Genomic DNA, 26137 nt, shown 5'->3' on the forward strand with positions numbered 1-26137 from the left:
CGGTGAAGATCCTGTAGGAGCGAGCTTGCTCGCGAAGACGTAATGCCAAACGACATGAATGCTGCGCCTGTACTGGCTCTTTCGCCAGCGAGCTGGCTCTACAGGCGAAGAGGTCGATATACAGCTGCAAACATCAGCGTTTGAACAGCCCTTTGAGGGCGTCTTTGAGTTCCGGGCTGACTTTGTCGCCCAGTTTCTCGTCCAGCTTGTCGCCCAGCTTTTCACTGATCCGGTCGCCGGCCAGTCTGGCGGCGATCTGGCCCAGGCCCTCGCGGTCCAGGCGGCAGGCTTTGGCGCCCAGTTCCAGCGGGCCGCGGCATTGCACGGGCCATTCGATGCCCACATAGCGTGGGTTGATCTCGCACGCCGGGTCCGGCATCTCGCTCTTGTCGCCTTCGATCACGATGCCGACGCGGTAGTTCATGCCCAGCACGCGCAGGTCCACGTCACCATTGCCATTGACCGTCAGGCCCGGCGTGCGAACCTTGAGGTCCGGGTTGCTGGCCACGCCATTGCGCAGCGCCAGGTTGCCGTCGAGCTGCTGGAACGGGGTGTCCTTGCCGCGCGGCTCTGCGCTGAGGGTTTTGCGATTGAGCACCGAAATGCCGCGGCACAGTTGCTGTTCAAGGTTGGCATTGACCAGCACGCCGTTGTTCAGGGTAAAACCGGCGGTGCCGCTGAGGCTGTCGACCAGGGCTTTCTCACTGTTGCCCTTGCCGTTCAGATCGCTGTTGAGGGTCAGCAGGCCACGCACCGGCGGATTCTGGCCCTGGCTTTCGAGAATGCGTTCCACCGGCACTTTGACGGCGCGGGTCTGCACGCTCACCAGCGGCACTTCAGGGCGCGCATCCAGGTTGCCCTTGAGTTCGAAATTGCCGTTGTAGAGGTCGCCGCGCAGGCTCTCGACTTTGACCAGGCCGCCCGCCGCCTGGGTCTTGAACGCCGCATTGTCGATGGGCAGCTTGTTGACGATCAGTTTGCCGAAGCTCAGGTCTGCCTCGACATCCAGCGTGCGCAAGCGCTCCAGCGGCAGCAGTCGAGTGGTGCTCCACGCGGCTTTGGTCGGCTGCTCCGGCAGCGGGGTATCGCCCGCGATGGCGGCAGCCTCACCGCTTTGCACTTCGGATTTGCGCGCAGCTTTCACGCCTTTGGACTCTTCGCTCTCGGCCGGGCGATAGCGGTCGGCGTCAAAGGTGTCACCCTTGAGCTGGACGCGCAGCGCCTGCCTGGCAAAGTCGGTCACGGCGATCCGGCCGGTGAAGTGGCTGTCGTCTACCTTGAGGCTCAGATCCTCCAGCGCCACGCTGTTGGGCGTGCCGCTGAGGCGGGTGACCATTTCCACTTTGCTCAATGCGCCGTCGGCCATCGGCGGCAATGGCTGGCCGATGGTGTCGAAGAAGGTGCGCACGTCGAGTTGGGCGATGGACAGGCCGCCGCTGACCTGCGGGGTCTTGTCCAGGTCACGGGCACGCAGCTCACCCAGTGCGCGCAACTGGTTGGCGGAAATCTTCAGGCCATTCCACTCGGCGATGTTCGCCGCCAGATCGACCAGCAACTGGCCTTGGGCGGCGAAGGTCACCGTCTTGCCTTGCAGCGGCTCGCCGGCCGCTTCGCCGGACAGGCGCATGTCTTCGAATTGATAGCGCTGCAATGCGCGGTCCAGGCGCAGCTCGCCGACCAGCTCGGTCTTGGCGCGAAGCATGGGCTGGTTGGTGCTCAGGAATGCCGTCAGCTTGATCGGGATGTCGGACGTTTCACGAATCGCGCCGGTGCTCAACTGGATGCTTTCAGCGAGGAAGGTCTGGCCCTTGCGCGCATCGCTGTAATCGATGCGGGCGTTGTTGACCGTCAGGCTGTCGATATTGAGCTGGATCGGGCGCGAAGAGCGTTCGGACTTGTCCGCATCCGGGGCAGGCTCGCCTGGCGCGGCCGGAGGTGTCTGGCCAGTGGCGGCGGCCGGCTTGCCGATGTCTTCCCAGTTGCCGTGGCCGTTTTCATCACGGTGCAGGCTCAGGTTCAGGCCTTCGATCCGCACGTCGCTCATCTGCACCTGTTTGCGCAGCAGCGGTAGTACCCGAACCGACAGGCCGAGCATCTGCACATCGGCGAAAGGCTGGTCGGGGGCGGCCAGCGTGGCGACCTTGGCTTCGTGCAGCTCCAGGCCCAGCCACGGAAACAGGCTCCAGCCGATGTCACCGTCAAGCGTCAGTTCCACGTTTGCCTTGTCGCGGGCCAGCTGGCGAATCTCGTCTTTGTAGTCGTTGGGATCAAACAGATGGGTCAAGGCGAAGCCAAGAGCCACGATGATCAGCAACAACCCGAGAATAAACAGCCCCAGGATTTTGCCGAACGCTTTCATGGGCGAGTCCTTGTGTCGATTGTTCAAAATTTAGCCCGCGAGTATACCGCTCTCGGCCGTCTCTCGGGCTTCGAATGCCGTCAGGGTCAGGACTGCCAGCGGCCCTGCGGCTGTCAGCAAGCGTAGTTTGCAACTGCCTGCGCGGTCGTTTTCTCCGCGCAGACTTGCCAGCGTCTTGCAGATGCGGTGTCGGACCGGTGGCATGCGTCGGATCTGCAGGAGCGGCTTTAGCCGCGAAGGAGGCAGTACGTTCGCAGCCGATACGTTGCCTGGAGTATTGCCTTCGCGGACAAGTCCGCTCCCACTTGGGATGTTGGTGAGTTCCGTTCATACGCATATGCACGGAAAGTTATAAGCACCCATTAAAGACTGTCTATATCCTGCCGATAATCGATTACATCTATGGGGTCATAGACAGCATGGATTAGTTGGAAATAAAAATGATGTAACAGCACACTTACATGCTTCGAGTAGTGGTAGTCTCCGCATGCGCTGACCGGGTGCGGCCATTTGCCACATCTGGAGCATCCTAAAAACAGTCATGCATTGCGGCATGGAAGCTGTGGATGTTCGGCGAAAAGTCCTGCGAGCTTTATACATATTGGGGTTATCACAATGAGCACAAGCACAGCCTTGGGCGGCGTTGCCGTTCAGCCTGCGTTCTTGTCCAAAGAGCGCATTATTGCCAAGCCCGGTTTCAACCGCTGGCTTGTTCCACCCGCCGCCCTGGCGATTCATCTTTGCATCGGTATGGCCTACGGCTTCTCGGTATTCTGGCTGCCGTTGTCCAAGGCTGTCGGTGTTACCGCACCTGTTGCATGCACACCCGACATGGGCTTCTTCGCTCAAATGTTCGCGTCGACCTGCGACTGGCAGATTTCGATGCTCGGCTGGATCTACACGCTGTTCTTCATCTTCCTGGGTTGCTCGGCAGCCATTTGGGGCGGCTGGCTGGAACACGCAGGCCCGCGCAAGGCCGGTGTGGTTTCGGCACTGTGCTGGTGTGGCGGTCTGCTGATCTCCGCGTTGGGTATCTATACCCACCAGATCTGGCTGATGTGGCTGGGTTCCGGCGTCATCGGTGGTATCGGTCTGGGCCTGGGCTACATCTCGCCAGTTTCGACCCTGATCAAGTGGTTCCCGGACAAGCGCGGCATGGCGACCGGCATGGCGATCATGGGCTTTGGTGGCGGCGCGATGGTGGGTGCACCACTGGCGACGTTCCTGATGAGCCACTTCGCTTCTGCGCAAAGCGTGGGCGTATGGGAAAGTTTCGTGGTGATGGCGGCGATCTACTTCGTCTTCATGATCGGCGGCGCACTGGGCTACCGCGTTCCACCGACCGGCTGGAAACCTGAAGGCTGGACTGCTCCGGCGGCCAAGGCCAAGAACGCGATGATCACCAACCGTCACGTGCACGTCAGCGTGGCCTGGAAAACACCGCAATTCCGTCTGGTCTGGCTGGTGCTGTGCCTGAACGTGTCGGCCGGTATCGGCATTCTGGGCATGGCTTCGCCACTGCTGCAGGAAGTGTTCGCCGGCAAGCTGTTGGGCAATTCGCTGACCTTCAGCGAGCTGAGTGCCGACCAGTTGAAGCAGATTGCTGCAATCGCCGCCGGCTTCACCGGTCTGTTGAGCCTGTTCAACATCGGTGGTCGTTTCTTCTGGGCCTCGTTCTCCGACTACATCGGCCGCAAAGCCACGTACTTCGTGTTCTTCGCGCTGGGCTTCCTGCTCTACGCTTCGGTTCCGACCCTGGGTCACCTGGGCAGCATCGCGCTGTTCGTGGCGGCGTTCTGTGTCGTGCTGTCGATGTACGGCGGCGGTTTCGCTACCGTTCCGGCTTACCTGGCAGATCTGTTCGGTACGCAAATGGTCGGCGCGATCCACGGTCGCCTGCTGACTGCATGGGCTGCAGCCGGTGTGCTCGGTCCGGTACTGGTCAACTACCTGCGTGAATACCAGCTCAGCATCGGCGTTGCCCGTGCCGACGCCTATGACATCACGCTGTACATCCTGGCCGGCATGCTGGTTCTGGGCTTCATCTGCAACCTGATGATTCGTCCGGTGGCCGACAAGTACTTCATGACCGACGCCGAACTGGCCGCTGAACAGGCCATCGGTCACGACAAGGGCGCCGATGCGACCACTTCGCTGGAGTGGAAAGCATCCGAAGGCAGCAAGCCTCTGGCAATCGCCGCCTGGCTGGCCGTAGGCATCCCGCTGGCGTGGGGCGTCTGGGTTACCCTGCAGAAGACTGCGGTGCTGTTCAACTGATAGCTCGCCGTTGATCAAGAGCGCTTGCACTTCGGTGCAGGCGCTTTTTTTTGCCTGCGGTTTGGCAAATGCAGAAGTTATATGGGGCTGATATCGGCTTCCCGTCGTCTGTTTGCTTCATGCGCGACGCTTCTGGGCCTATAATGATCGCCTTTTTCGCCCAATGATTTTGCGGAGCTGGTGATGGCCGAACGTAAGGCTTACGTCGAGCGCAATACTCTGGAAACCCAGATCAAAGCCTCGATCAACCTGGATGGCACCGGAAAGGCCCGATTCGATATCGGCGTGCCTTTCCTTGAGCACATGCTCGACCAGATCGCCCGGCACGGGCTGATCGACCTGGATATCGAGTGCAAGGGCGACCTGGAAATCGACGATCACCATACCGTCGAGGACGTGGGTATCACCATCGGCCAGGCATTCGCCCAGGCAATCGGCGACAAGAAAGGCATTCGCCGCTACGGCCACGCCTACGTGCCGCTCGATGAAGCGCTGTCGCGCGTGGTCATCGACTTCTCGGGTCGTCCGGGCCTGCAGATGCATGTGCCGTACACCCGCGCCACCGTCGGCGGCTTCGACGTGGACCTGTTCCAGGAGTTCTTCCAGGGCTTCGTCAACCACGCCAATGTGACGCTGCACATCGACAACCTGCGTGGCACCAACACTCACCACCAGATCGAAACCGTCTTCAAGGCGTTCGGCCGTGCCCTGCGCATGGCGGTGGAACTGGACGACCGCATGGCCGGGCAAATGCCTTCGACCAAGGGTGTGCTCTGATGCAGACAGTGGCGGTCATCGATTACGGCATGGGCAACCTGCACTCGGTCGCCAAGGCGCTTGAGCACGTTGGCGCCGGCCGTGTGCAGATCACCAGCGACGCCAAAGTGATTCGCGAAGCCGACCGCGTGGTGTTTCCGGGTGTGGGCGCGATTCGCGACTGCATGGCCGAGATCCGCCGACTGGGCTTCGACTCGCTGGTGCAGGAAGTCAGCAAGGATCGTCCGTTTCTCGGCATCTGCGTCGGCATGCAGGCATTGCTCGACAGCAGCGAAGAAAACGACGGCGTGGACTGCATCGGCATGTTTCCCGGCCAGGTGAAGTTCTTCGGCAAGGATCTGCACGAAGACGGCGCACATCTGAAAGTGCCGCACATGGGTTGGAACGAAGTCGCGCAGACGCTGGATCACCCGCTGTGGCACGACATTCCGGACATGGCGCGTTTCTATTTCGTGCACAGCTTCTACATCAACGCCGCCAATCAGCGTCAGGTGGCTGGTCGTGGACACTACGGTGTCGATTTCGCCGCCGCACTGGCTGAAGGCTCGCGCTTCGCCGTGCAGTTCCACCCTGAGAAGAGCCATACCCACGGCCTGCAGTTGCTGCAGAACTTCGCCGCATGGGACGGCCGCTGGTAACCATGAGCAGAGCCAGAACCAGGGCGCCGATTCTGACGCTGACGCCGGAACAGGAGCAGGACGCGATCCACAAGCTCAAGCGCCTGTTTGCCGAGCGTTTCGAACTGGAGCTGGGCACCTTCGAGGTGGCCGAGGTGCTGGAACTGTTCAGTCGCGAGATCGCCCCGCACTATTACAACCGGGCGATCTTCGATACCCAGGCGCTGCTCAAGGAGCGTTTCGAAGGGATCGAGAGCGACGTGTGGGCGCTTGAGAAAGATTAGAAGCAGCTTTGCGCTGCACGAATTGAAAGGTACGCATACGTGCAGCTTGTAGCTTGCAGCTTGCGGCTTATGACTAAGGACAAAGTATGCTGATTATTCCCGCTATCGACCTGAAAGACGGCGCCTGTGTGCGTCTGCGTCAGGGCCGCATGGAAGATTCCACGGTGTTTTCCGATGACCCGGTCAGCATGGCCGCCAAATGGGTCGACGGTGGCTGCCGCCGCCTGCACCTGGTTGACCTCAACGGCGCGTTCGAAGGCCAGCCGGTCAATGGTGACGTGGTCACGGCCATCGCCAAGCGTTATCCACAGTTGCCGATCCAGATCGGCGGCGGGATTCGCTCGCTGGAAACCATCGAGCATTACGTCAAGGCGGGCGTGAGCTACGTGATCATCGGCACCAAGGCGGTCAAGGAACCTGAGTTCGTGGCCGAAGCCTGCCGCGCGTTCCCCGGCAAAGTGATCGTCGGCCTGGACGCCAAGGATGGCTTCGTCGCCACCGACGGCTGGGCTGAAGTCAGCACCGTGCAGGTCATCGATCTGGCCAAGCGTTTCGAGGCCGATGGCGTGTCCGCAATCGTTTACACCGATATCGCGAAAGACGGCATGATGCAGGGCTGCAATATTCCGTTCACTGCGGCGCTGGCTGCGGCAACGCGTATTCCGGTCATCGCTTCGGGCGGCATCCATAACCTGGGCGATATCCGTGCCCTGCTGGACGCCAGGGCGCCAGGCATCATCGGCGCCATCACCGGCCGGGCGATCTACGAAGGCACGCTGGACGTGGCAGAAGCCCAGGCCATGTGCGACCTGGAACAGCGCTGACCGAGTCGGTGGGTGCGGACTGGTCTGCGAAGACCTGCGTACAGTCGATACATATGCAGCGACTGTACGGCTTCTTCGCGGACAAGCCCGTTCCCACAGGGTTTGCGGGTTGGATTTAACCGGAGATTGAGTCTGTGGCCTTAGCCAAACGCATCATCCCTTGCCTGGACGTCGACAATGGTCGCGTGGTCAAGGGTGTCAAGTTCGAGAACATCCGTGATGCGGGCGATCCGGTCGAGATCGCGCGTCGCTACGACGAGCAGGGTGCTGATGAAATCACCTTCCTGGATATCACCGCCAGCGTCGATGGCCGTGACACCACGCTGCATACCGTCGAGCGCATGGCCAGCCAGGTGTTCATCCCGCTGACGGTCGGCGGCGGTGTGCGTACCGTGCAGGACATCCGCAACCTGCTCAACGCAGGCGCAGACAAGGTGTCGATCAACACGGCGGCGGTATTCACCCCCGAATTCGTTGGTGAAGCCGCTGCGCGTTTCGGTTCGCAATGCATCGTGGTCGCCATCGACGCCAAGAAAGTGTCCGGGCCGGGCGAAACCCCGCGCTGGGAAATTTTCACCCATGGCGGTCGCAAGCCGACCGGTCTCGATGCAGTCGAGTGGGCCAGGAAGATGGAAGGTTTGGGCGCCGGTGAAATCCTGCTGACCAGCATGGATCAGGACGGCATGAAGAACGGCTTCGACCTGGGCGTCACCCGTGCCATCAGCGATGCGCTGGGTATTCCAGTGATCGCTTCGGGCGGTGTCGGCAACCTGGAGCACCTGGCGGCCGGCGTGCTGGAAGGGCACGCCAGCGCGGTGCTGGCGGCGAGCATCTTCCACTTCGGCGAATACACCGTGCCCGAAGCCAAAGCCTACATGGCCAGCCGCGGGATTGTGGTTCGCTGATTGCTGTTGTCCTGCCAGCAGTCTTCGCCAGCAAGCTGGCTGCTATGGTGCCGCGTGCATCCGTAAGAGCCAGCTTGCCGGCGAACAGGCCGGCCTGCTATTCCAGCAAGTCCGTACGCGGTGCCGAGCGCTGGCCGGACATATCTATTGCCCGGCTGCACAGTGTTGCAGGCAGTTTATCCTGCTCGATGTTCAGCGCCTCCAACGCACGTTGGTAATCCTTGGTGTTCTCGCAATCGCCCCCAAGCTTGTATTCATACGCGCTCAGTCCAGGGTGCGAGAACTGCCACGCCACGTTGTAGCTGCCTGAATCCTGCTTGCGAATCTCAAGCTGCGGCGCGCGGGTCGGGCCGGGCCGGGCGATTTCCATGGCCACCAGCAACGGGTTCTTCATGAGTGTCGGTGACGGCGACTGTTCCTGCGACTCGACCCCGATCACGCACAGCACATACAACCCAGGTTCCGAACCCACCGGATCGTCGATCAGCGCATCCTTGGCAGGCAGCGCCTGGCTGTAATGCCGAGGGCTTGAGCATTGCAGCGGGTCACGCACCGTCTTGTAGCGGTAGAAGGGCGTGTTCAGATCGAATGCCAGCCTCCAGGTCGGCAGCACCGGGTTGCCCGCCGCGTCGTTCTTGATCCGTTTGTAATAGCGAATCGCGTGGCTTTTCGGCGTGATGGTGACCGTCGGCAGCAGATCGCAGCCCTCGGCTTGCGGTGCGAATCGACCTTCGATGAAACACTGCGCCAGCGTGCCGACAGGGTTCGAATAGTTGCTCGCGGGTGCCCAGCGTGGATGGCCGTCTTGCAGCTCGCACGGCGCATCGCCGAAGCAGCGATTTTCTTCCTTGGCGTCTGCCGTCGTGGTCGCCACGACGCCCAGGACCTGGTTCGACACGCGATCCAGGAGCGGGCTTCCGGAGCTGCCCGGCTTCAGGCCACGGCACTGGTCCTTGTAGAAACTGCGGAACACCGCCGGATGCTCGACCAGCGTTTCGCTCGACAGCAGGCTGCATGTGGACAGCCGCAGACCTTTCTCGTCGTATTGCGAGGGCGCGCCGACGATCAGCAGATCGTCACCCACTTGCGGCGCCTTGGCGGCCAGTCGCAGTGGTTCGATACCTGCCTTGATCAGGCTTTGCAGCGAGGCCTCCAGTTCGATGATCGCCAGGTCCTGCCCGCGCTGGCTGCTCCAGTTGACCTGTTTAAGGCCGTAGCGAAGCTGTTTGTGTGCCGTATCGTAAAAGTGATTGAAATCCACATGGCCGTCGCTCGGCGTGTCCGTGGTGACGTTCAGGCTGTCGAGCGACACGCAGTGGCCTGAAGTCAGGACATACGCCGGGCTGGCGTCGTCGGATTTCTCGCCACGGGTGTCGATCAAGGTGGCGGTGCAGTATGCGTCTGGAGAGGCCTTAGCTATTTGCAGGCGGCCAATGCCTTTCCAGTGGTCGTTCTGGCCCCGCTGGTTGCCGAGCAGCAGTGAAGGCGCGAGGTTTTCCCGGCCAAGACCGAGATCCTGGGCGACGCAGGCCGACGCCATCAGCAGCGTAAACAGCGAGCAGCCCATCAGGTGAAGCGTTTTGGTTTTCATGACATTCCCTTGTAGTGAAACCGTCCAAAGCCGAGGAGTCGGCTGGAAGTGGTGTGAGTACGAAATCAGCAAACCCATCGTTGAAGGCAATAAATAGTTATGTGACGCATCGACTGCCGCTCGCCCGGCGCCCGGCCGCCATCGCCACCAGGCGTGCTCTCACGAGCCAGGCTCACCTACGATGTCCTCCCGAACGTCGGAGCGCTGGCCGTTGACGTCATGGGCGTAGGTGCAGATTTTCCTGGGCAGCGATCGCGCGTGCAGTTCCAGGTTGCCAAAGCGTCGCTTGAAGCCTTGCGGGTCTGAACAGTCGGTGGTGTCCACAGGCCCGACCTTGACGGTGTAATGATCGATCAAGCCGGAATCGAGCGACCAGTGAACCGAGTAGGCGTTGAATCGGGTTTTCTCGATGGTGATGCGTGGCGCGGCCGTGGGGCCGGCGGGCTGCAGCTCGATCGCGAGGGTCAGGGCGTTGCGCATCAGACCGTGACTCGGGCGCTCCTTGGCCGACGCCAGGCCAACGATGCACAGCCAGTTGATGCCGATCCGGGCATCTACCGGGTCATCGATCGTCGCGTTTTGCGAGGCAATCGCCTTGCTGTAGCCGGCCGGTCTTTCGCAATCCAGGGCCGAGTCGGCTTTCTTGTATCGATAGAAAGGCTGGTCCACGGTGAAGCGCAGGTTCCAGCCTGGAAAGATCGCCTGGCCGTCGTCGCCGGTCCGCACCTTGGCATAGTGTTTGGGCGGCGTGGCGGGGTCGAACCGGATCGAGAAGGTCGGGAACAGGCTGCACTGGGATTGTTCGGTACTGAGCACGCCGTTGACGAAGCAACGTTTGAGCTGAATGACCGGGCTGCCGAAGTTGCTGTCCGGCTCCAGCGGCGGGAAGCCGGGCGGCAGCGGGTCATCGTCCTGGGGTGGAGCGCCCGACGGGAGCGGCTGCGTGACGAGGTTCATTACCGCGTAAATCTCACCGCTGTCGCGAACGATCAGCGGACTGCCCGATGCTCCGGTGTCCACGTCCTTGCATCGGTTGCTCACCGAATGCCGCCAGACCCAGGGCTGATTGAGGATTTCCCCGGACGGCTGGTGAGTACAGGCCGCCATGCGCAGGCGTCCGGTGTCCTGATAGAGCGGCGCGCCCACCCAAAAGACTTCCCGGCCTTTCTCGGGTAGCTGGTCGGCGAGCGGCAGCGGCCGGATTCCGGCGTCGATCAGCGACTGGAGCGTGGGTTGCAACTCGACGATCGCCATGTCGACGCCCTGCAGACTGCTCCAGCTGATGCGTTTCAACGGATAGCTGCGCGGCGTGGTGTCGGTGAAGTAGTTGAACTGCATGGCGCCGTCGATCTCGCCGTCGGTGATGATCAGGCCGTTCTTTCGGGAAATGCAGTGGCCGCTGGTCAATACGTAGGCTGGCGCATCGGGCGTGCCGTCGGCGCTGCGGGTGTCGAGCAGGGTGGCCGTGCAGCTCAGGCCTTTCTTGCTTTGGATGCGGCCGATGCCGTTCCAGTGTTCGCGTGACCCGTCCGCGTTCAGGAGCACTCTGGAAGGGGCGAGGGAAACCAGGCCTTCGCCGATATCCGTGGGCGTCGCCTGTGCGAAACAGGGCAGCGCAGCGATGATGGACAGCGCCGCTGCGAGGGTTGTGACATTCATGATCGATCCTTGATAACGATGACTGGGCCTTCGGATGAAGGCCCGTCCGTTTAAGCGCGGCGTGGCGCGCTTATCAAGGGTGCGAAAGCAGGGGACAAAAAAAGCAGACGCGGCCTACTTTCGGCGAGGAAAGAGGTGATGCGCGACGAGCATGGAGCGTGTGGAAACCTAGCGATAAATGCCGTTCTTGCCGTGGCCGGCCATGGCCCGGTTGCCCCGCAGGCTGATCATGCTGGGCAGGTCGATCCATTCGATGCCCTGCGCCTTGAGGCGCGGCAGCTCCCGCTCCAGCACATCCAGGGTAACCGGGTAGGGATGCCCGATGACCACGGCCGAACCTTGTTTGCGCGCCAGTTCGATTGCGATACGCAACTGCCGGGTGACGGCTTCGGCGGTGCGTTCATCGTCGAGGAAGACGTCTCGCGACACGCTGGCCAGGCCGAGCTTCTGTGCCTGAGCGGCGGCCACGGTTCTGGCGCTGGTGCGGCTGTCGACGAAGAACATGTGGCGGCGTTGCAGCTCGGCCATCAGCCAGGCCATCGCCACCGGTTCTGCCGTCATGCGGCTGCCCATGTGATTGTTGATTCCCGCAGCGAAGGGCACCTTCAACAGCGCCGCATTGAGCCGGCTTTCCAGTTCGGCGAGGGGCAGGTCGGGGTGCCAGGCATACGGCCCGGTGGCCGGGTCCATCGGCATGTGCAAGATGACGGTCTTGCGCGCCTTGTGAGCCTGATGCGCGAAGTCGGTGGCGTGGGGCGTGTCGGGCATGATCGCCAGCGTCACCGGGCCGGGCAGGGCGAGGGTGCGGCTGTCGCGCAGCGGGTTCTGGCCCAGATCATCGATGATCACGCTCAGGTACGCGGCAGCGGGCTGGGGAGCAGGCTTGGCCGGTGCCGCGTGTGCAGCGCCGGCCAGCGAAAGCGCCAGGGTCAGGAAAGCGAGCAGGCGCATCCGTCAGTTGCCGCGCGTGATACTCAACCCTTTGAGCAGGCTCAAGGCCTGGCTGAGCTGGAAGTCATCATCCTGCGGACGCGCCTTGGAGGTGCCGCCCTTGACGGTCGGTTTGTCCGCGCCGCCGTTGCCGTTGCCCAGATGGCCGTACAGGTCGGCTTCCTTGTAGTTCTCGCCATCGACTTCGCTGGTCACCTTGGCGCGGCGCACGACGATATCCGGGTTGATGCCCTGGGCCTGGATGGAACGGCCGTTTGGCGTGTAATACAGCGCGGTGGTGATCTTCAGCGCCCGGTCATTGTTCAGCGGCAGCACGGTCTGCACCGAGCCTTTGCCGAAGCTGTCAGTGCCCATGAGGATGCCGCGTTTCGAATCCTGCAGTGCACCGGCGACGATTTCCGAGGCCGAGGCGCTGCCACCGTTGATCAGCACCACCAACGGCACGCCTTCGCTGGCATCGGCCGGGTCGGCGGAGAAGCGCAGCTCGGAGTTGGCGATACGGCCCTTGGTGTAGACGATCAGCCCCTTGGTCATGAAGTGATCCGCCACCTGCACCGCCGATTGCAGCACGCCGCCGGGGTTGTTGCGCAGGTCCAGGATCAGGCCGCTCATCTTCTTGCCGTTGTCCTTGCGCATCTTGGCCAGTGCCTTGCCGACTTCTTCGCCGGTCTTGACCTGGAACTGGGTGATGCGGATGTAGCCGTAGCCATTCTCCAGCATCTGCGCCTTGACGCTCTTGACCTGGATGGTCGCCCGCGCCAGCGTCACGTCGAACGGGTTGCCGCCGTCGCGCACCAGGGTCAGGGTGATTTTTTCGCCGATCTTGCCGCGCATCTTGTCGACCGCTTCCTGCATGGTCTGACCCTGAGTCGGCGCGCCGTTGATCTTGACGATCAAGTCGCCGGCCTCGATGCCGGCCTTGGAAGCCGGGGTGTCGTCGATGGGCGAAACCACTTTGACGAAGCCGTCCTCGACGCCTACTTCGATGCCCAGGCCGCCGAACTCGCCGCTGGTGCTTTCCTGCAATTCCTGGAAATCTTCAGGGCCAAGGTAAGCCGAGTGCGGATCAAGGTTGCTGAGCATGCCCTTGATGGCGTTTTCCAGCAGGGTCTTGTCGTCCACCGGCTCGACATATGCAGCCTTGACCCGATCCATGACCTCGGCAAAGGTGCGCAGCTCGTCGAGCGGCAAAGGCGCCTTGGGCGCGGCTGCAGCCGCCGGGGCCGGCGTGATGATCTCGGCCGCTTGCGCCAACGGCGCGCCGATAACGATGGCGACAGCCAGGGCCAGCGAGGTAAGGCGGGACAAATGCAGCATGTCTAACGAACTCCTGGAGATTTTGGTGCCGACTTATCCTTGAGTGCGACACCATTGGGCTGGATCGCTGGGGCGACCCTGCTGACGAATAGCAAAATACAACGCTGAAGTGTCTTGACCGCCACTGTTGCCTACGGTGGAAATCGCTTCTCCGGCCTTGACGATATCGCCGGCCGACTTGAGCAGGCTCTGGTTGTGTCCGTACAGGCTCAGGTAACCATTGCCATGGTCGAGGATGACCAGAAGACCCGCGCCGCGCAACCAGTCGGCGAACACCACTCGTCCACCGTGCACTGCGCGTACCTGGCTACCCGCCGCCGCACTGATCATCACGCCGTCCCATTTGGTCCGTGCGTCATCACCGCGTGCTTCGCCAAAACGTGCAAGCAGTCGACCATCGATTGGCCATGGAAGTTTTCCCCGCGCTTCGGCAAATGGCCCGCCGTAGGATACGCCGGCACTGGAAACCACGGCGCCGGGGGCTTTGACCGGACGTCGCGGTGCCGGTTCATCATCATTGTTGCGGGCCACGGCCTGGGCTTCGCGCTGGCGCTTCTCTTCGGCTTCGCGAGCGGCGACCAATGCTTTCTGGCGGGCTTCTTCAGCTTCGCGTGCCTGACGGGCCAGGGTTTCTTCGATGGTCTTCAGAACCTTGGCCAGGTCGGCCTGATCCTGCTGGCGGGCCTGCAGTTTCTCGTCGCGGGCCTTGTAGTCCTGGTTGAGCCTGGCAAGCGCCTGCTGGCGTTCCTGGCGGACCTTGGCCAATTCTTCGGTCTGGCTGTCGAGGTTGCTCTTCTGCACCAGCAATTGCGCCTGCTGCAGATCGATGGCTTTCTCGACCTGGGCCAGCTGGCGCAGGGTTTCATTGAAACCACGCAACTGGGCCAGACGGGCCTGGCTCATGTAATCGTAATAGGTCAGGGTTCGGGCGAACTTCTCGGGGTGCTGCTGGTTGAGCAGCAGCTTGAGGTATTCCTGGCGACCGCTTTGATAAGCCGCGCGTGCCTGAATGGCGATCAGGCGTTGCTGCTCGGTACGTGCCTTGTTGAGTCCGGCTTTTTCACCGTCGAGCTTCTGGAGCTCGCCTTCGGTCTTTTTTAGTTCCTTTTGCAGGACCTCGACCTGCTTTTCCAGCTTGCCCATTTCGGTTTCGGTGGTACGCAGGTCCTTCTGGACGCCTGCCTTTTCTTCCTGGAGCTTGCTGAGCACTTTCTGCAGCTCGGCAACGTCCTGACGCGCGGCATCTATCTGTTGTTGGGTTTGCGCTCGCTCATCGACGGCAAACGCCGGATTGAGCAGGCACATCAGAGCAAGGGCGATCAAGGCGCGGAGCATGAGGGTGGGCGATACCGAGGATGTGTGAGAAAAATGTCGGGCTAGTATGCCCGCCACACGCTGCAAAAAAAACGCCCCGCGGCCATTGCTTTGGGGCTTGCCGTTGAATAACCGGCGGCGCCGGGTAGCCGGGCGCCGGTCAGAGTGGCTTTATTGCGCGACGAGGATGGAGTGGCCGGTCATTTCTTCGGGCTTTTCCAGATCCAGCAAATGCAGGATGGTTGGCGCCACGTCGGCCAGGACACCGCCTTCGCGCACCTTGAGCGGGCGCTTGCCGACATAGATGAATGGAACCGGCTCGGAGGTGTGGGCGGTGTGCGCTTGACCGGTGGAATCGTCGGTCATCTGCTCGACGTTGCCGTGGTCGGCGGTGATCAGCGCTTCGCCGCCGACCTTTTCCAGCGCCTCGGCAATTCGGCCCACGCACACGTCCAGGCATTCCACGGCCTTGATCGCCGCCTCCATGATGCCGCTATGGCCGACCATGTCGCCGTTGGCGTAGTTGACGATGATCACGTCATAACGCTGGTGCTCGATGGCGTCGACAATCCGGTCGGTCACTTCCGGGGCGCTCATTTCCGGCTGCAGGTCATAGGTAGCGACCTTCGGCGACGGGATCAGAATGCGCTCTTCGCCAGGGAACGGTTCTTCCCGACCGCCGGAGAAGAAGAAGGTCACGTGCGCATACTTTTCGGTTTCGGCGATGCGCAGCTGGGTCTTGCCGTTGTCGGCCAGGTACTGGCCCAGCACGTTCTTCAGGCTGCCGGCGGCGAACGCCGAGGGCGCCGGAATGCTGGCTGCGTATTGAGTCAGCATCACGTAGTTGACCTTCGGCTGACGGGCGCGCTCGAAGTCCTTGAAGTCGTCTTCGACGAACACACGGGTCAGCTCGCGGGCGCGGTCGGCGCGGAAGTTCATGAACACCACGGCGTCGCCGTCTTCGACCTTGACCACCTCGCCGATGCGCGTGGCTTTGACGAACTCGTCGTTTTCGTCACGGGCGTAGGCCGCTTCAAGGCCGGCGACGCTGGAGTCGGCGTGGAATTCGGCGGCGCTGTCGACAATCAGGTTATAGGCCGTGGAAACGCGGTCCCAACGGTTGTCACGGTCCATGGCGAAATAGCGGCCGATGATCGTGGCCGTGCGGCCCTTGCCGAGGCGGGCGAAGGTCTGGTCCATCAGTTCGAGGGAAGCCTTGGCACTGCGCGGCGGGGTGTCGCGACCGTCGAGGAACGCGTGCAGGTAGACCTTCTCGGCACCGCGCTTGACGGCCAGCTCGGCCATCGCGACCAGATGGTCCTGGTGGCTGTGTACGCCGCCATCGGACAGCAGGCCCATGATGTGCACGGCCTTGCCGGCGCTGACGGCCTTGTCCACGGCGCCGCAGATGGTGGGGTTCTCGAAGAACTCGCCGTCGCGGATGGCCTTGGTGACGCGAGTGAAGTCTTGGTAAACCACACGTCCGGCGCCCAGGTTCATGTGGCCGACTTCGGAGTTGCCCATCTGCCCGTCCGGCAGGCCGACGTCCATGCCCGAGCCCGAGATCAGGCCGTGGGACATCGTCTCGTAGAGACGATCCATGACCGGCATCTTGGCGGCCATGATGGCGTTGCCTTCGGAATGTTCGCTGTGGCCGAAGCCGTCAAGGATGATCAGGACCAGAGGTTTTGGGGTGGCAGTCATGGGACCCACTCGAGGCTGGTTGATGGAAGTAGGAAAAAGATCGGCATTTTAAGGACAAGTTCAAACGGCGTCACTGCCCGACGGACTTTGGCCGACCTTGGGTGCTGTGTATACTGGCCGACATTTTAACGCCCTGGAACCGACCGATGGTTGCTAATCTGCTTGAATTTGCCACGACCCACTATTTGATCACCGGCGCATTTGTCATCCTGCTGGGCACGCTCATCGCGTACGAGCTGAGCAAGGGTGGCAAAAGCCTGAGCACCGGCGAGCTGACCGCACTGGTCAACGCCGATCAGGGCGTGGTCATCGACGTTCGTTCGGCCAAGGACTACGCGGCCGGCCATATCGTCGGCGCCCTGAACTTCCCGCAGGACAAGGTGCTGACCCGCACTGCCGAACTGCAGAAGTACAAGGACAAGACGTTGATCATAGTCGACGCCATGGGCCAGCATGCAGGCAGCACCGCCCGCGAGCTGCTCAAATCCGGCTTCAAGGCCGCCAAATTGTCCGGCGGCGTTTCCAGCTGGCGTGCTGATAATCTTCCTCTGGTGAAATAAAACATGGCCCGTGTTCTTGTCTATTCCAGCGACTATTGCCCTTTTTGCATTCGCGCCAAACAGTTGCTCAAGAGCAAGGACGTGGCGTTCGAGGAAATCAATGTCGACGGCAAGCCGCAGGTTCGCGCCGAAATGACGAAGAAGGCGGGCCGTACGTCCGTGCCGCAGATCTGGATCGGTTCGGTCCACGTCGGCGGTTGCGATGACCTGTTCGCCCTGGAGCGTTCCGGCAAGCTCAGCGAGCTGCTGGCCTGAGTCCCTGTTTCCATTAGCCCCCTATTTGTTAAGGATCTGACATGACCGATCAAACGAACAACGCTGCTGCTCCTGCCGAAGAAAACGGCCCTCAGTTTTCCCTGCAGCGCATCTACGTTCGCGACCTGTCGTTCGAAGCGCCGAAAAGCCCGGCGATCTTCCGTCAGGAGTGGACGCCAAGTGTCAGCCTGGACCTCAACACCCGTCAGAAGCCGCTGGAAGGCGATTTCTACGAGGTCGTCCTTACCCTGTCCGTGACCGTCAACAATGGTGAGGAAGTAGCGTTCATCGTTGAAGTCCAGCAAGCCGGTATCTTCCTGATCAAGGGCCTGGACGACGCGTCGATGAGCCACACCCTGGGCGCGTTCTGCCCCAACATCCTGTTCCCGTACGCTCGCGAAGCCATCGACAACCTGGTCGTGCGCGGTTCGTTCCCTGCGCTGATGCTGGCACCGGTGAACTTCGACGCGCTGTACGCGCAGGAACTGCAACGCATGCAGGAAGCCGGCGAAACGCCGACTGTGCAGTAAGCGTTATCGGTTCAGCAAAGAAAGCGCCTCTCGGGGCGCTTTTTTGTGGCGGTGGGTTTCTGAGGCTTGCCTGTGGGAGCGGACCGGGCAGCGTCGTTACGCAAACCCGTTCTGCCGCCACGCCTCGTACACCGCCACGGCCACGGTGTTGGACAGGTTCAGGCTGCGGCAGCCTTCGCGCATCGGCAATCGCAGGCGCTGCTCCGGGCCGAGCGGGTCGAGAACGTCGGGCGGCAGGCCGCGGCTTTCAGGGCCGAAAATGAAGGCGTCGCCTTTCTCGAAGCTCACGTCGTGGAACGGTCGCGATCCTTTGGTCGTGAAGGCGAACAGGCGCGGGCTGCCGAGCCTTTCCAGACAGCTGGGCAAGTCGGCGTGGGTTTGCAGCGTGGCATACTCGTGGTAGTCCAGCCCGGCCCGACGCAGACGCTTGTCGTCCAGCTCGAAGCCCAGCGGCTCGATCAAATGCAGGGTGCAGCCACTGTTGGCGCATAGCCTGATGACATTGCCGGTATTCGGCGGAATTTCTGGTTGAAAAAGGATGACGTGAAACATGCACGGCTCCGAACAAAAGGGCGGATTGCATTCTACCCCCGAAGAGGACCCAAGACCGAAGCTATGGCCTCGGGTTCTGGGTTCCATGGCAATTGTCGGCTTTACGATAGGCACGATCATCGGCCAGTCGCAGCAGCCCGACCCCGTGGAATTGGTGCAGATCGAAGAACTGCCGACCGGCCTTGCACTGTGGTTTGACGAAGAGCCCACGTTCAAAAGCGAAACGGTCGATGGTGCGGTGGTGGTCAGGCTCGAGGCGGCGCGTGGACAGCCGTGGACCGGCCAGTTGCGGTTCGACAGCAAGGTGGCGCGCTGGAGAGTAGAAAGAGGGGAGAAAGGTTTGGTGCTGACTCTTCTGGCAGCCCGTCCGTTGCACAGTGACTTGCACACTGCCGAGGTGGACGGGCGCTGGAGACTGGAGGTCAGTCTCCGAGAGAAATAAAAGAGGGGAATCCCCGGCCTGCCTGTACCAAGGTCCCCAAAACTGGTGATGTAATACCTAATGCAGAGGGCGTGCCAGTTTTCAAATTCGACTGGAAAATGGGCGCTACAAGACCTTTGAGCGGCTCTGGAACCTGCGTTTTACCGAGTTCTTGCAGTCATTGCGCGTGATCCCTGATTTTTTGTGATCCGGCTGGCCGGTGCTCCGAAGGTGTTTCCTGCACGGTTATCGGGCACTCAAAGGCTTCTTGCACCCAAGGTGATGCACGCGCGCCTGCACGGCATCAGGGTTCCCTTCACCCACGCACCCCGCCCCGTCTCCTGCGCCCTGCGGTTGACCGGCATTTATTCAGTTCCATTGTCTTGCAGGGCTTTTCCTGCCGGTGAGCCGGGTCATGGCGAAACGCCGGCACGGCATTTGCACCGTGCTTTACGCCGGCTCGATGACCGCTCGCTGCCTGTTTCGTTCAACACCCGCCATGGCGTGGCGGACGATCAAGGCGTCGAAAAGGGGGTTTCAAGCCTGTGAAAGCCGTGCTGTGAAAGTTTCTCCAGTCGGTCCGAGACGAGTGCTCTCCCGTGTGGTGGCAATTGTCACAATTACTGCTACCGATTGTTAACTTGTTGATTTACAAAGAGTTAAGTATTTTCCACGGACGTTTATCGGAACGGATTTTCCAGGGTCTGCATCAAGATCTCCGGGTAAACGGACTGCGAACCAAATGATCTGACGAATGACTTGAAAATATTTTTTGGGAATTACTGAATTTGGCCGATACACTCGGTGCCGGCGGGTAAAAACGTGTTGCGTTATAGCTGATAGGTCTAAATACAGCGCTAAAGATTACTTTTGGACTTATCGCTTTTTCACTACCGTGCTGCCACCGAAAAACGCGGTCTAGTCATAAATGTCTCGGGACGCACAGCAACCATTGGCCTCACGGCCGGGACTGTCGTCTAACGCGCATCCGAGGGTCAGGGCACAGCCCGGCACCTTGGACATAAAAAATTAGATTCACGAGGAGCGTAGTTAATGAAGAAGTCGACCCTGGCCCTGGCCGTAACCGTTGGTGTACTGGCTCAACAGGCCGGTGCAGCTGGTTTTCTTGAAGACAGCAAAGCGTCTGTCAGTTCTCGTACCCTGTATTTTGATAACAATGTCCGTGAAGGCTATCGAGCTTCTGAGCAGGAAGAAACTGCTACCGGCCTCAAGTTCGACTACATTTCGGGCTTCACTCAAGGCACCGTAGGTTTCGGCCTTGATGCTCAGGCAGTCGTAGGCTTTGGCTTGGGTGGTGGTATCAAGCACCATAACGCCGGTAGCGCTAACACTGTTGTCCCGGCGGATACTGACGGTTCTTCTGTTGATAGCTGGAGCCGCGTCGGCGCTAACGTCAAAGCTCGCTTTTCCAAGACTGAACTGAAAGTCGGTAATGCGCTCGCGCCAAACCTGCCGATTCTGGTCAGCAACGATGGTCGCTTGCTGCCTCAGGCTTTCGAAGGCGGCATCCTGACTTCCAAGGACCTGGACAATGTGACCTTCACTGCTGGTCAACTGACCCAGGCTATTGGTCGTGCCTCTAGCGACTGGGGTGATCTGTCGGTAAACGGCGCTGCCAAAGGCAGCGACGAGTTCCGATTCGCTGGTGCTGATTGGAAAGTCACAAAAGACCTGACCCTGCAGTACTACTTCGCAAATCTCGAAGACTTCTACAAACAGCATTTCCTCGGCTTGGTACACGTTTACCAGATCGCCGATGATCAGTCGTTCAAGACCGACCTGCGTTACTTCAACAGCAGCAGCGATGGCAAGAACGATGATGGCGCTACCGGTTACGCTTTCAACAACAATAACGGTTATGCCAAAAAACCGGGCGAGGTCGATAACAGCACCTGGTCTGCCATGTTCACCTACACCTTGGGCGGCAACGCCTTCATGGTCGGCCACCAGCAGGTTGGCGACGACGGTGGTTTCGTGAACCTGAACCAAGGTTCGGTACGTAAAGATAATGGTCTCGGTAGTCTTGATGGTAACGGCGGCGCAAGCTTCTATCTATTCACAGACTCGATGATCAACCAGTTCAACCGCGCTGGCACAAATACCACCTTCGGTCAGTATTCGTATGATTTCGCCAAGGCGGGTATCCCAGGCCTGAAGGCTGCGATTGCTTACCTGCATGGCGATGACATCAAGGGCCGCCAGGGCACTGTCAACGCAGGCCGTGAATTCTCCGAGTGGGAACGCGATATGCGTATTGACTACGTGATCCAGAGCGGTCCGTTAAAAGGTTTTGGCACCACTGTTCGTCATGGTAGCTACCGTGGTGATGCTGATCTGCTCAACTCCACCAACGCCGATCAAACCCGCGTGATCTTCAACTACACCTACAACTTCATGTAAGTGTTCTGAAGCTCCAAAGAAACCCCGCCCCGTGCGGGGTTTCTTTTGTCCGTTATTCCATATTCGATTCGGGTCTAACTCGATCAACATCTATTCTTTTTAATTTTTCGCGACAGCAGGCACAGTGCAGCTTAACTCAGGCTTCCCCGAACAAAGACAAGGAGCTGCACCATGACACTGCGACTTGGCGATATCGCCCCGGACTTCGAACAGGATTCCAGCGAAGGCCGTATCCAATTCCATGAATGGCTGGGGAACAGCTGGGGTGTGCTTTTTTCCCACCCGGCGGATTTCACGCCGGTGTGCACCACCGAGTTGGGTTTCACCGCCAAGCTCAAGGATGAATTCGCCAAGCGCGGCGTCAAGGCCATTGCGCTGTCGGTGGACCCGGTGGACTCCCACGTGAAATGGATCGACGACATCAATGTCACGCAGAACACCCAGGTCAATTTCCCGATCCTGGCCGACGCCGACCGCAAGGTGTCGGACCTGTATGACCTGATTCACCCCAATGCCAGCGACACCCTGACTGTGCGCTCGCTGTTCGTGATCGATCCGAACAAGAAGGTGCGCCTGACCATTACCTATCCGGCCAGCACCGGTCGCAACTTCCACGAGATCCTGCGGGTCATCGATTCGCTGCAGCTGACCGATAACTACAAGGTCGCCACGCCCGCCAACTGGGTCGACGGTGACGACGTGGTAATCGTGCCGTCCATCAAGGACGAGGCAGAAATCAAGGAACGCTTCCCCAAGGGCTACAAGGCCGTCACACCATACCTGCGCCTGACGCCCCAGCCCAACCGCTGAACCCCGATCAACCATGCGTGAACCTTGGGCCGACTTGTCGGCCCTTTTTTGTGGGCGCAGGAGGGCTATAAGTTTATGGAATAACCAAATGAATAAATGAGATTTATAGATATAAAAAACACCTGTTACTGTCACCACCATTAGGGGCGAAACCGCTCATGAACCGCACCTTACTTGACCGCCATCGGCCAGGCAGGTGACCAACTTAGTGTTTGCAAAGGAGCGCGCCATGCGCACTATCGTTTTGCGTCGAGGCCTGGTCGCTCTGTTTGCTGCGGCGGTCTCTTTCGGCGTCATCTCCCAGGCTCAGGCCGAAGACTTGCGCATCGGTTATCAGAAGTACGGCACGCTGGTGCTGCTCAAGGCCAAAGGCTCGCTGGAGAAGCGTCTGGCCGAGCAGGGCGTGAAAGTGCAGTGGACTGAATTCCCCGGCGGCCCGCAGCTGCTGGAAGGCTTGAACGTCGGCTCCATCGATTTCGGCGTGACCGGCGAGACGCCACCGGTGTTCGCCCAGGCGGCCGGCGCGGACCTGCTCTACGTGGCCTACGAGCCGCCGGCGCCGACCAGTGAAGCGATCCTGGTGCCCAAGGACTCGCCGATCACATCGGTCAAGGATCTCAAGGGCAAGAAGGTCGTACTCAACAAAGGCTCCAACGTTCATTACCTGCTGGTGCGCGCCCTTGAAGACGCGGGCCTGAAGTATTCGGATATCCAGACCGTGTTCCTGCCGCCGGCCGACGCCCGCGCCGCCTTCGAGCGTGGCAGCGTGGATGCCTGGGTCATCTGGGACCCGTACCAGGCGGCCGCCGAGCAACAGCTGCAAGCGCGCACTTTGAAGGACGGCACCGGCATCGTCGATAACCATCAGTTCTATCTGGCGACCAAGCCTTATGCGCAGAAGAACCCAAAGGTGATTCAGGCGCTGGTCGAAGAGGTGCGCGCCGTGGGTGAATGGTCCAAGTCGCACCCCGAGGAGGTGACCAGGCAGGTTGCGCCGCTGCTCGGCCTGCCGGCGGACATCACCCTGACGTCGGTCAAGCGCCAGGGCTATGGCGCGTTGTTCCTCACCCCTCAAGTGGTTGCCGCGCAGCAGAAAATCGCCGACACCTTTTATCAGCTCAAGTTGATCCCCAAGCCGCTCAGCATCGCTGATGTGGTCTGGACGCCGCCCGCTGCCGTCGCGAACGCGCAGTGACTGACCGGCCCCTGAAGGAGACAACTCCATGAGCGTGACTACCTCACAACGCATTACCCACAGGCTGGCGCCCTGGGCGCTGCCGATCCTGCTGCTGGCGGTGTGGCAGCTGTCGGTCAGTGCAGGCTGGCTGTCGACGCGCATCCTGCCGGCGCCCAGCGCGGTTATCGCCGCCGGCGTCAGCCTGGTGGCCAGTGGTGAAATCTGGACTCATCTGGCAATCAGCGGCTGGCGGGCCGGAATCGGTTTTGCCATCGGCGGCGGCATCGGCCTGGCCTTAGGCTTTATCACCGGCCTGACCCGTTGGGGCGAACGCTTGCTCGACAGCTCGGTGCAGATGATCCGCAACGTGCCGCACCTGGCGCTGATTCCGCTGGTGATCCTGTGGTTCGGTATCGACGAGACCGCCAAAATATTCCTGGTCGCGCTGGGCACGCTGTTCCCGATCTACCTCAACACCTACCACGGCATTCGCAACATCGATCCGGCACTGGTGGAAATGTCCCGCAGTTACGGCCTGTCCGGGTTCGGCCTGTTCCGTCATGTGATTCTGCCGGGTGCGATGCCTTCGATTCTGGTCGGCGTGCGCTTCGCGCTGGGCTTCATGTGGCTGACGCTGATCGTCGCCGAGACCATCTCGGCAAGCTCCGGGATTGGCTACCTGGCCATGAACGCACGTGAATTCCTGCAAACCGACATCGTCGTGCTGGCCATCGTGCTTTACGCGGTACTCGGCAAGCTGGCGGATCTGGCCGCCCGAGGATTGGAGCGAGTGTGCCTGCGCTGGCATCCGGCCTATCAAGTGAACAAAGGCGGTGCGGCATGACCAGCTTGAAACAACAACCGCCGCACCTGCTGCGCGGCATCCCGCTGGCGGTTCGCAAGCTGAAGAAAGCCTTCGGCAGCCGCGAAGTGCTCAAGGATATCGACCTGCACATTCCGGCCGGCCAGTTCGTGGCGGTGGTCGGGCGCAGTGGGTGCGGCAAAAGTACCTTGCTGCGCCTGCTGGCAGGCCTGGATAAACCGAGCGAAGGCCAACTGCTGGCAGGCTCCGCGCCATTGAGCGATGCCCGCGATGACACGCGCCTGATGTTCCAGGAAGCCCGTTTGCTGCCGTGGAAAAAGATCATCGACAACGTCGGCCTGGGCCTGAGCGGTGACTGGCGGGCGCAGGCACTGGAAGCGCTGGAAGCGGTCGGCCTGGCCGAGCGTGCCAATGAATGGCCGGCAGCCTTGTCCGGCGGCCAGAAGCAGCGCGTGGCCCTGGCGCGCGCGCTGATTCACAAGCCACGTTTGCTGCTGCTCGACGAGCCGCTGGGCGCGCTGGATGCCCTGACCCGGATCGAGATGCAGCAACTGATCGAAAGCCTGTGGCGCAAGCACGGCTTTACCGTTTTGTTGGTCACCCACGACGTCAGCGAAGCGGTTGCAGTCGCCGACCGAGTGATTTTGATCGAAGAAGGCCGTATTGGCCTGGACCTGTTGGTCGACTTGCCCCGGCCACGTGCCCGTGGCTCGCATCGCCTGGCTGCGCTGGAAACCGAAGTTCTCGACCGCGTGCTGTCCATTCCCGGAACGCCGCCCGAACCTGAACCTACTTCACCATTGCCTACGCAGTTGCGTTGGGCCAATTAATCCCGATCCCAAAGGAAGCCAAACCATGACCATTAAAGCCATCAACGTTCGTAACCAGTTCAAAGGCACCATCAAGGAAATCGTCCTGGGCGACGTGCTGTCGGAAATCGACGTGCAGACCGCTTCGGGCATCGTGACATCGGTCATCACCACTCGCTCGGTCAAAGAGCTGGAACTGGGTGTGGGCAGCGAAGTGATCGCGTTCGTGAAATCCACCGAAGTGTCGATCGCCAAGCTGTGATCGAAGTGCGGCACAGAACCCCGGACGGTGAGAACCCTCCGGGGTTTTTTATTGCGGGGCGCACGGTTCTGCGGCCGTGGTGCGTCTGATCGTCGAATTGCCGTGCACTAGATGCCTTCGCGTTTAGGCAGAAATGGCGGCAGGTACAGCCCCAGATAGGCATTGAACACGCGCATGCCTTCCTCGGCCATGCGCGGCGTGATCTGGTCATGCAGCTGGATCGAGCGGGCGTAAACCCGGTCGCTCAGCTCCATCGCCAGGGCAAATACGTCGACGTCCTCTGGAAGCGCCGGAAGCAGGAAGTAGCGGTCGAACACTTCCAGCATCAGCTGGCCCAGCTCGATATCGTGCTGCCGGTCGGCCTGGTTGATTTCCGCAAGCCCGTGCTGGGCCAGGATCAACTGGCGTGCGGCGGCGTCGGCGTTGTAGATATCCAGCATGCGCAGTTCCACGATGCGCGACAGGTCGCGCCACTCATTGAGCTGCGCATGCTCGATGGGCGCCTGCAGCGAGGCGCGAAAGGCCGCGTGGATGTCTGCGGTCAGCGCTTCGAGCAAGGCCGGCACGCTGGCGAAGAAGTGATAGACCGATGACGGCGGAATCTTCGCCCGCTCGGCCACGCTGTAGATCGACAGGCTGGCCACGCCCTCGGCGGCGAGCAGTGTCCGTGCTGCATCGAGGATCGAATCGATCCGCGCCTGGCTGGCTGCTCGGGGTTTGCGGGGTGCGGCGGGGCGTGTCATGGGCAAGCTCTTGAAAATTGGAGTGGGAGCGGACCGGGCGGCGCTCCGCTTGTCCGCGAAGAGGTCGGTACAAACGCTGGAAATCTATCGTCTGTACATAAGGCTTCGCGGACGAGTCCGCTCCCACAAAGGCATGGTGTGCAACAAAAAACGCCGCAAGGCACGGGCGCTTGCGGCGTTTTCATTGCGTGGTGC

25 protein-coding genes are annotated in these 26137 nt (G+C 60.9%); 16 read left to right on the top strand and 9 right to left on the bottom strand.

The annotated features are described in order from the left end of the window. Positions 1–133 precede the first annotated feature (133 nt). Complete coding sequence (locus EGJ27_RS23875; protein ID WP_125833203.1) at positions 134–2359, bottom strand: AsmA family protein; 2226 nt, start codon at positions 2357–2359, stop codon at positions 134–136. A gap of 615 nt (positions 2360–2974) precedes the next feature. Here EGJ27_RS23875 and EGJ27_RS23880 point away from each other — a divergent pair. From EGJ27_RS23880 to hisF, 6 genes are all read left to right on the top strand, one after another. Next, positions 2975–4636: an OFA family MFS transporter gene (locus EGJ27_RS23880; protein WP_125833204.1), complete on the top strand. Its 1662-nt coding sequence runs from the start codon at positions 2975–2977 to the stop codon at positions 4634–4636. A gap of 183 nt (positions 4637–4819) precedes the next feature. After that, entirely contained in the window at positions 4820–5413 is a 594-nt protein-coding gene (hisB, locus tag EGJ27_RS23885) for an imidazoleglycerol-phosphate dehydratase HisB (RefSeq protein WP_125833205.1), read from the top strand. After that, entirely contained in the window at positions 5413–6051 is a 639-nt protein-coding gene (gene hisH / locus EGJ27_RS23890) for an imidazole glycerol phosphate synthase subunit HisH (RefSeq protein ID WP_125833206.1), read from the top strand. Before hisB ends, hisH begins: the two co-directional genes overlap by 1 nt. Before the next feature lie 2 nt (positions 6052–6053). Next, positions 6054–6314: a DUF2164 domain-containing protein gene (locus EGJ27_RS23895; RefSeq protein WP_125833207.1), complete on the top strand. Its 261-nt coding sequence runs from the start codon at positions 6054–6056 to the stop codon at positions 6312–6314. 86 nt (positions 6315–6400) lie between these two features. Beyond that, positions 6401–7138 (top strand): 1-(5-phosphoribosyl)-5-[(5-phosphoribosylamino)methylideneamino]imidazole-4-carboxamide isomerase, encoded by a 738-nt coding sequence (gene hisA, locus EGJ27_RS23900; RefSeq protein ID WP_125833208.1) that lies wholly within the window; start codon positions 6401–6403, stop codon positions 7136–7138. A gap of 134 nt (positions 7139–7272) precedes the next feature. Then, positions 7273–8043, top strand: coding sequence for an imidazole glycerol phosphate synthase subunit HisF (hisF, locus tag EGJ27_RS23905; protein WP_125833209.1), 771 nt, complete (start codon positions 7273–7275; stop codon positions 8041–8043). A gap of 97 nt (positions 8044–8140) precedes the next feature. Here hisF and EGJ27_RS23910 read toward each other — a convergent pair whose 3' ends face one another. From EGJ27_RS23910 to gpmI, 6 genes are all read right to left on the bottom strand, one after another. Further along, positions 8141–9634, bottom strand: a complete 1494-nt coding sequence (locus EGJ27_RS23910) for a serine protease (RefSeq protein ID WP_158619390.1) — start codon at positions 9632–9634, stop codon at positions 8141–8143. A 159-nt stretch (positions 9635–9793) separates the two neighbouring features. Then, positions 9794–11293 carry a trypsin-like peptidase domain-containing protein gene (locus EGJ27_RS23915; RefSeq protein ID WP_125833211.1) on the bottom strand — a complete coding sequence of 500 codons (1500 nt, stop codon included), beginning with the start codon at positions 11291–11293 and terminating at the stop codon, positions 9794–9796. 168 nt (positions 11294–11461) lie between these two features. Next, positions 11462–12244 carry a divergent polysaccharide deacetylase family protein gene (locus tag EGJ27_RS23920; protein WP_125833212.1) on the bottom strand — a complete coding sequence of 261 codons (783 nt, stop codon included), beginning with the start codon at positions 12242–12244 and terminating at the stop codon, positions 11462–11464. 3 nt (positions 12245–12247) lie between these two features. Next, positions 12248–13561 (bottom strand): S41 family peptidase, encoded by a 1314-nt coding sequence (locus EGJ27_RS23925; protein WP_125833213.1) that lies wholly within the window; start codon positions 13559–13561, stop codon positions 12248–12250. A 33-nt stretch (positions 13562–13594) separates the two neighbouring features. Next, complete coding sequence (locus EGJ27_RS23930) at positions 13595–14896, bottom strand: murein hydrolase activator EnvC (protein WP_125833214.1); 1302 nt, start codon at positions 14894–14896, stop codon at positions 13595–13597. 150 nt (positions 14897–15046) lie between these two features. Beyond that, complete coding sequence (gpmI, locus tag EGJ27_RS23935) at positions 15047–16579, bottom strand: 2,3-bisphosphoglycerate-independent phosphoglycerate mutase (protein ID WP_125833215.1); 1533 nt, start codon at positions 16577–16579, stop codon at positions 15047–15049. A gap of 146 nt (positions 16580–16725) precedes the next feature. Here gpmI and EGJ27_RS23940 point away from each other — a divergent pair, with 146 nt between their 5' ends. The 3 genes from EGJ27_RS23940 to secB are packed head-to-tail and all read left to right on the top strand — an operon-like array spanning position 16726 to position 17924. Continuing rightward, positions 16726–17139: a rhodanese-like domain-containing protein gene (locus EGJ27_RS23940; RefSeq protein ID WP_125833216.1), complete on the top strand. Its 414-nt coding sequence runs from the start codon at positions 16726–16728 to the stop codon at positions 17137–17139. A 3-nt stretch (positions 17140–17142) separates the two neighbouring features. Continuing rightward, on the top strand, positions 17143–17394 hold the full coding sequence (gene grxC, locus EGJ27_RS23945; protein WP_125833217.1) for a glutaredoxin 3: 252 nt from the start codon (positions 17143–17145) through the stop codon (positions 17392–17394). 41 nt (positions 17395–17435) lie between these two features. Further along, on the top strand, positions 17436–17924 hold the full coding sequence (gene secB, locus EGJ27_RS23950; protein WP_125833218.1) for a protein-export chaperone SecB: 489 nt from the start codon (positions 17436–17438) through the stop codon (positions 17922–17924). A 96-nt stretch (positions 17925–18020) separates the two neighbouring features. Here the strand turns inward: secB and EGJ27_RS23955 are convergent, their stop codons facing one another. After that, positions 18021–18476 (bottom strand): tRNA (cytidine(34)-2'-O)-methyltransferase, encoded by a 456-nt coding sequence (locus tag EGJ27_RS23955; protein ID WP_125833219.1) that lies wholly within the window; start codon positions 18474–18476, stop codon positions 18021–18023. On the opposite strand from EGJ27_RS23955, the gene EGJ27_RS23960 reads away from it, so the two are divergent. The 7 genes from EGJ27_RS23960 (at position 18475) to EGJ27_RS23990 (ending at position 25199) form a co-directional block, all read left to right on the top strand. Further along, positions 18475–18918, top strand: coding sequence for a hypothetical protein (locus EGJ27_RS23960; protein ID WP_125833220.1), 444 nt, complete (start codon positions 18475–18477; stop codon positions 18916–18918). The two genes, EGJ27_RS23955 and EGJ27_RS23960, sit on opposite strands and share 2 nt — an antisense overlap. A gap of 1032 nt (positions 18919–19950) precedes the next feature. Next, entirely contained in the window at positions 19951–21318 is a 1368-nt protein-coding gene (locus tag EGJ27_RS23965) for an OprD family outer membrane porin (RefSeq protein WP_125833221.1), read from the top strand. Between the two features lie 171 nt (positions 21319–21489). After that, positions 21490–22128: a peroxiredoxin gene (locus EGJ27_RS23970; protein WP_125833222.1), complete on the top strand. Its 639-nt coding sequence runs from the start codon at positions 21490–21492 to the stop codon at positions 22126–22128. Positions 22129–22357: 229 nt separating this feature from the next. After that, on the top strand, positions 22358–23323 hold the full coding sequence (locus tag EGJ27_RS23975; RefSeq protein ID WP_125833223.1) for a sulfonate ABC transporter substrate-binding protein: 966 nt from the start codon (positions 22358–22360) through the stop codon (positions 23321–23323). Between the two features lie 28 nt (positions 23324–23351). Beyond that, complete coding sequence (gene ssuC, locus EGJ27_RS23980) at positions 23352–24149, top strand: aliphatic sulfonate ABC transporter permease SsuC (protein WP_125833224.1); 798 nt, start codon at positions 23352–23354, stop codon at positions 24147–24149. Further along, on the top strand, positions 24146–24958 hold the full coding sequence (ssuB, locus tag EGJ27_RS23985; RefSeq protein WP_125833225.1) for an aliphatic sulfonates ABC transporter ATP-binding protein: 813 nt from the start codon (positions 24146–24148) through the stop codon (positions 24956–24958). The genes ssuC and ssuB overlap by 4 nt, the downstream gene beginning before the upstream one ends. A 25-nt stretch (positions 24959–24983) precedes the next feature. Continuing rightward, the gene (locus EGJ27_RS23990; protein ID WP_056842174.1) at positions 24984–25199 is read left to right on the top strand and encodes a molybdopterin-binding protein; all 216 of its coding nucleotides are present in this window, start codon (positions 24984–24986) and stop codon (positions 25197–25199) included. A gap of 107 nt (positions 25200–25306) precedes the next feature. Here EGJ27_RS23990 and EGJ27_RS23995 read toward each other — a convergent pair whose 3' ends face one another. Then, complete coding sequence (locus tag EGJ27_RS23995) at positions 25307–25942, bottom strand: TetR/AcrR family transcriptional regulator (RefSeq protein WP_125833226.1); 636 nt, start codon at positions 25940–25942, stop codon at positions 25307–25309. Between the last annotated feature and the right edge of the window lie 195 nt (positions 25943–26137).

The organism is Pseudomonas sp. v388 (assembly GCF_003935425.1).
Lineage (GTDB): Bacteria > Pseudomonadota > Gammaproteobacteria > Pseudomonadales > Pseudomonadaceae > Aquipseudomonas.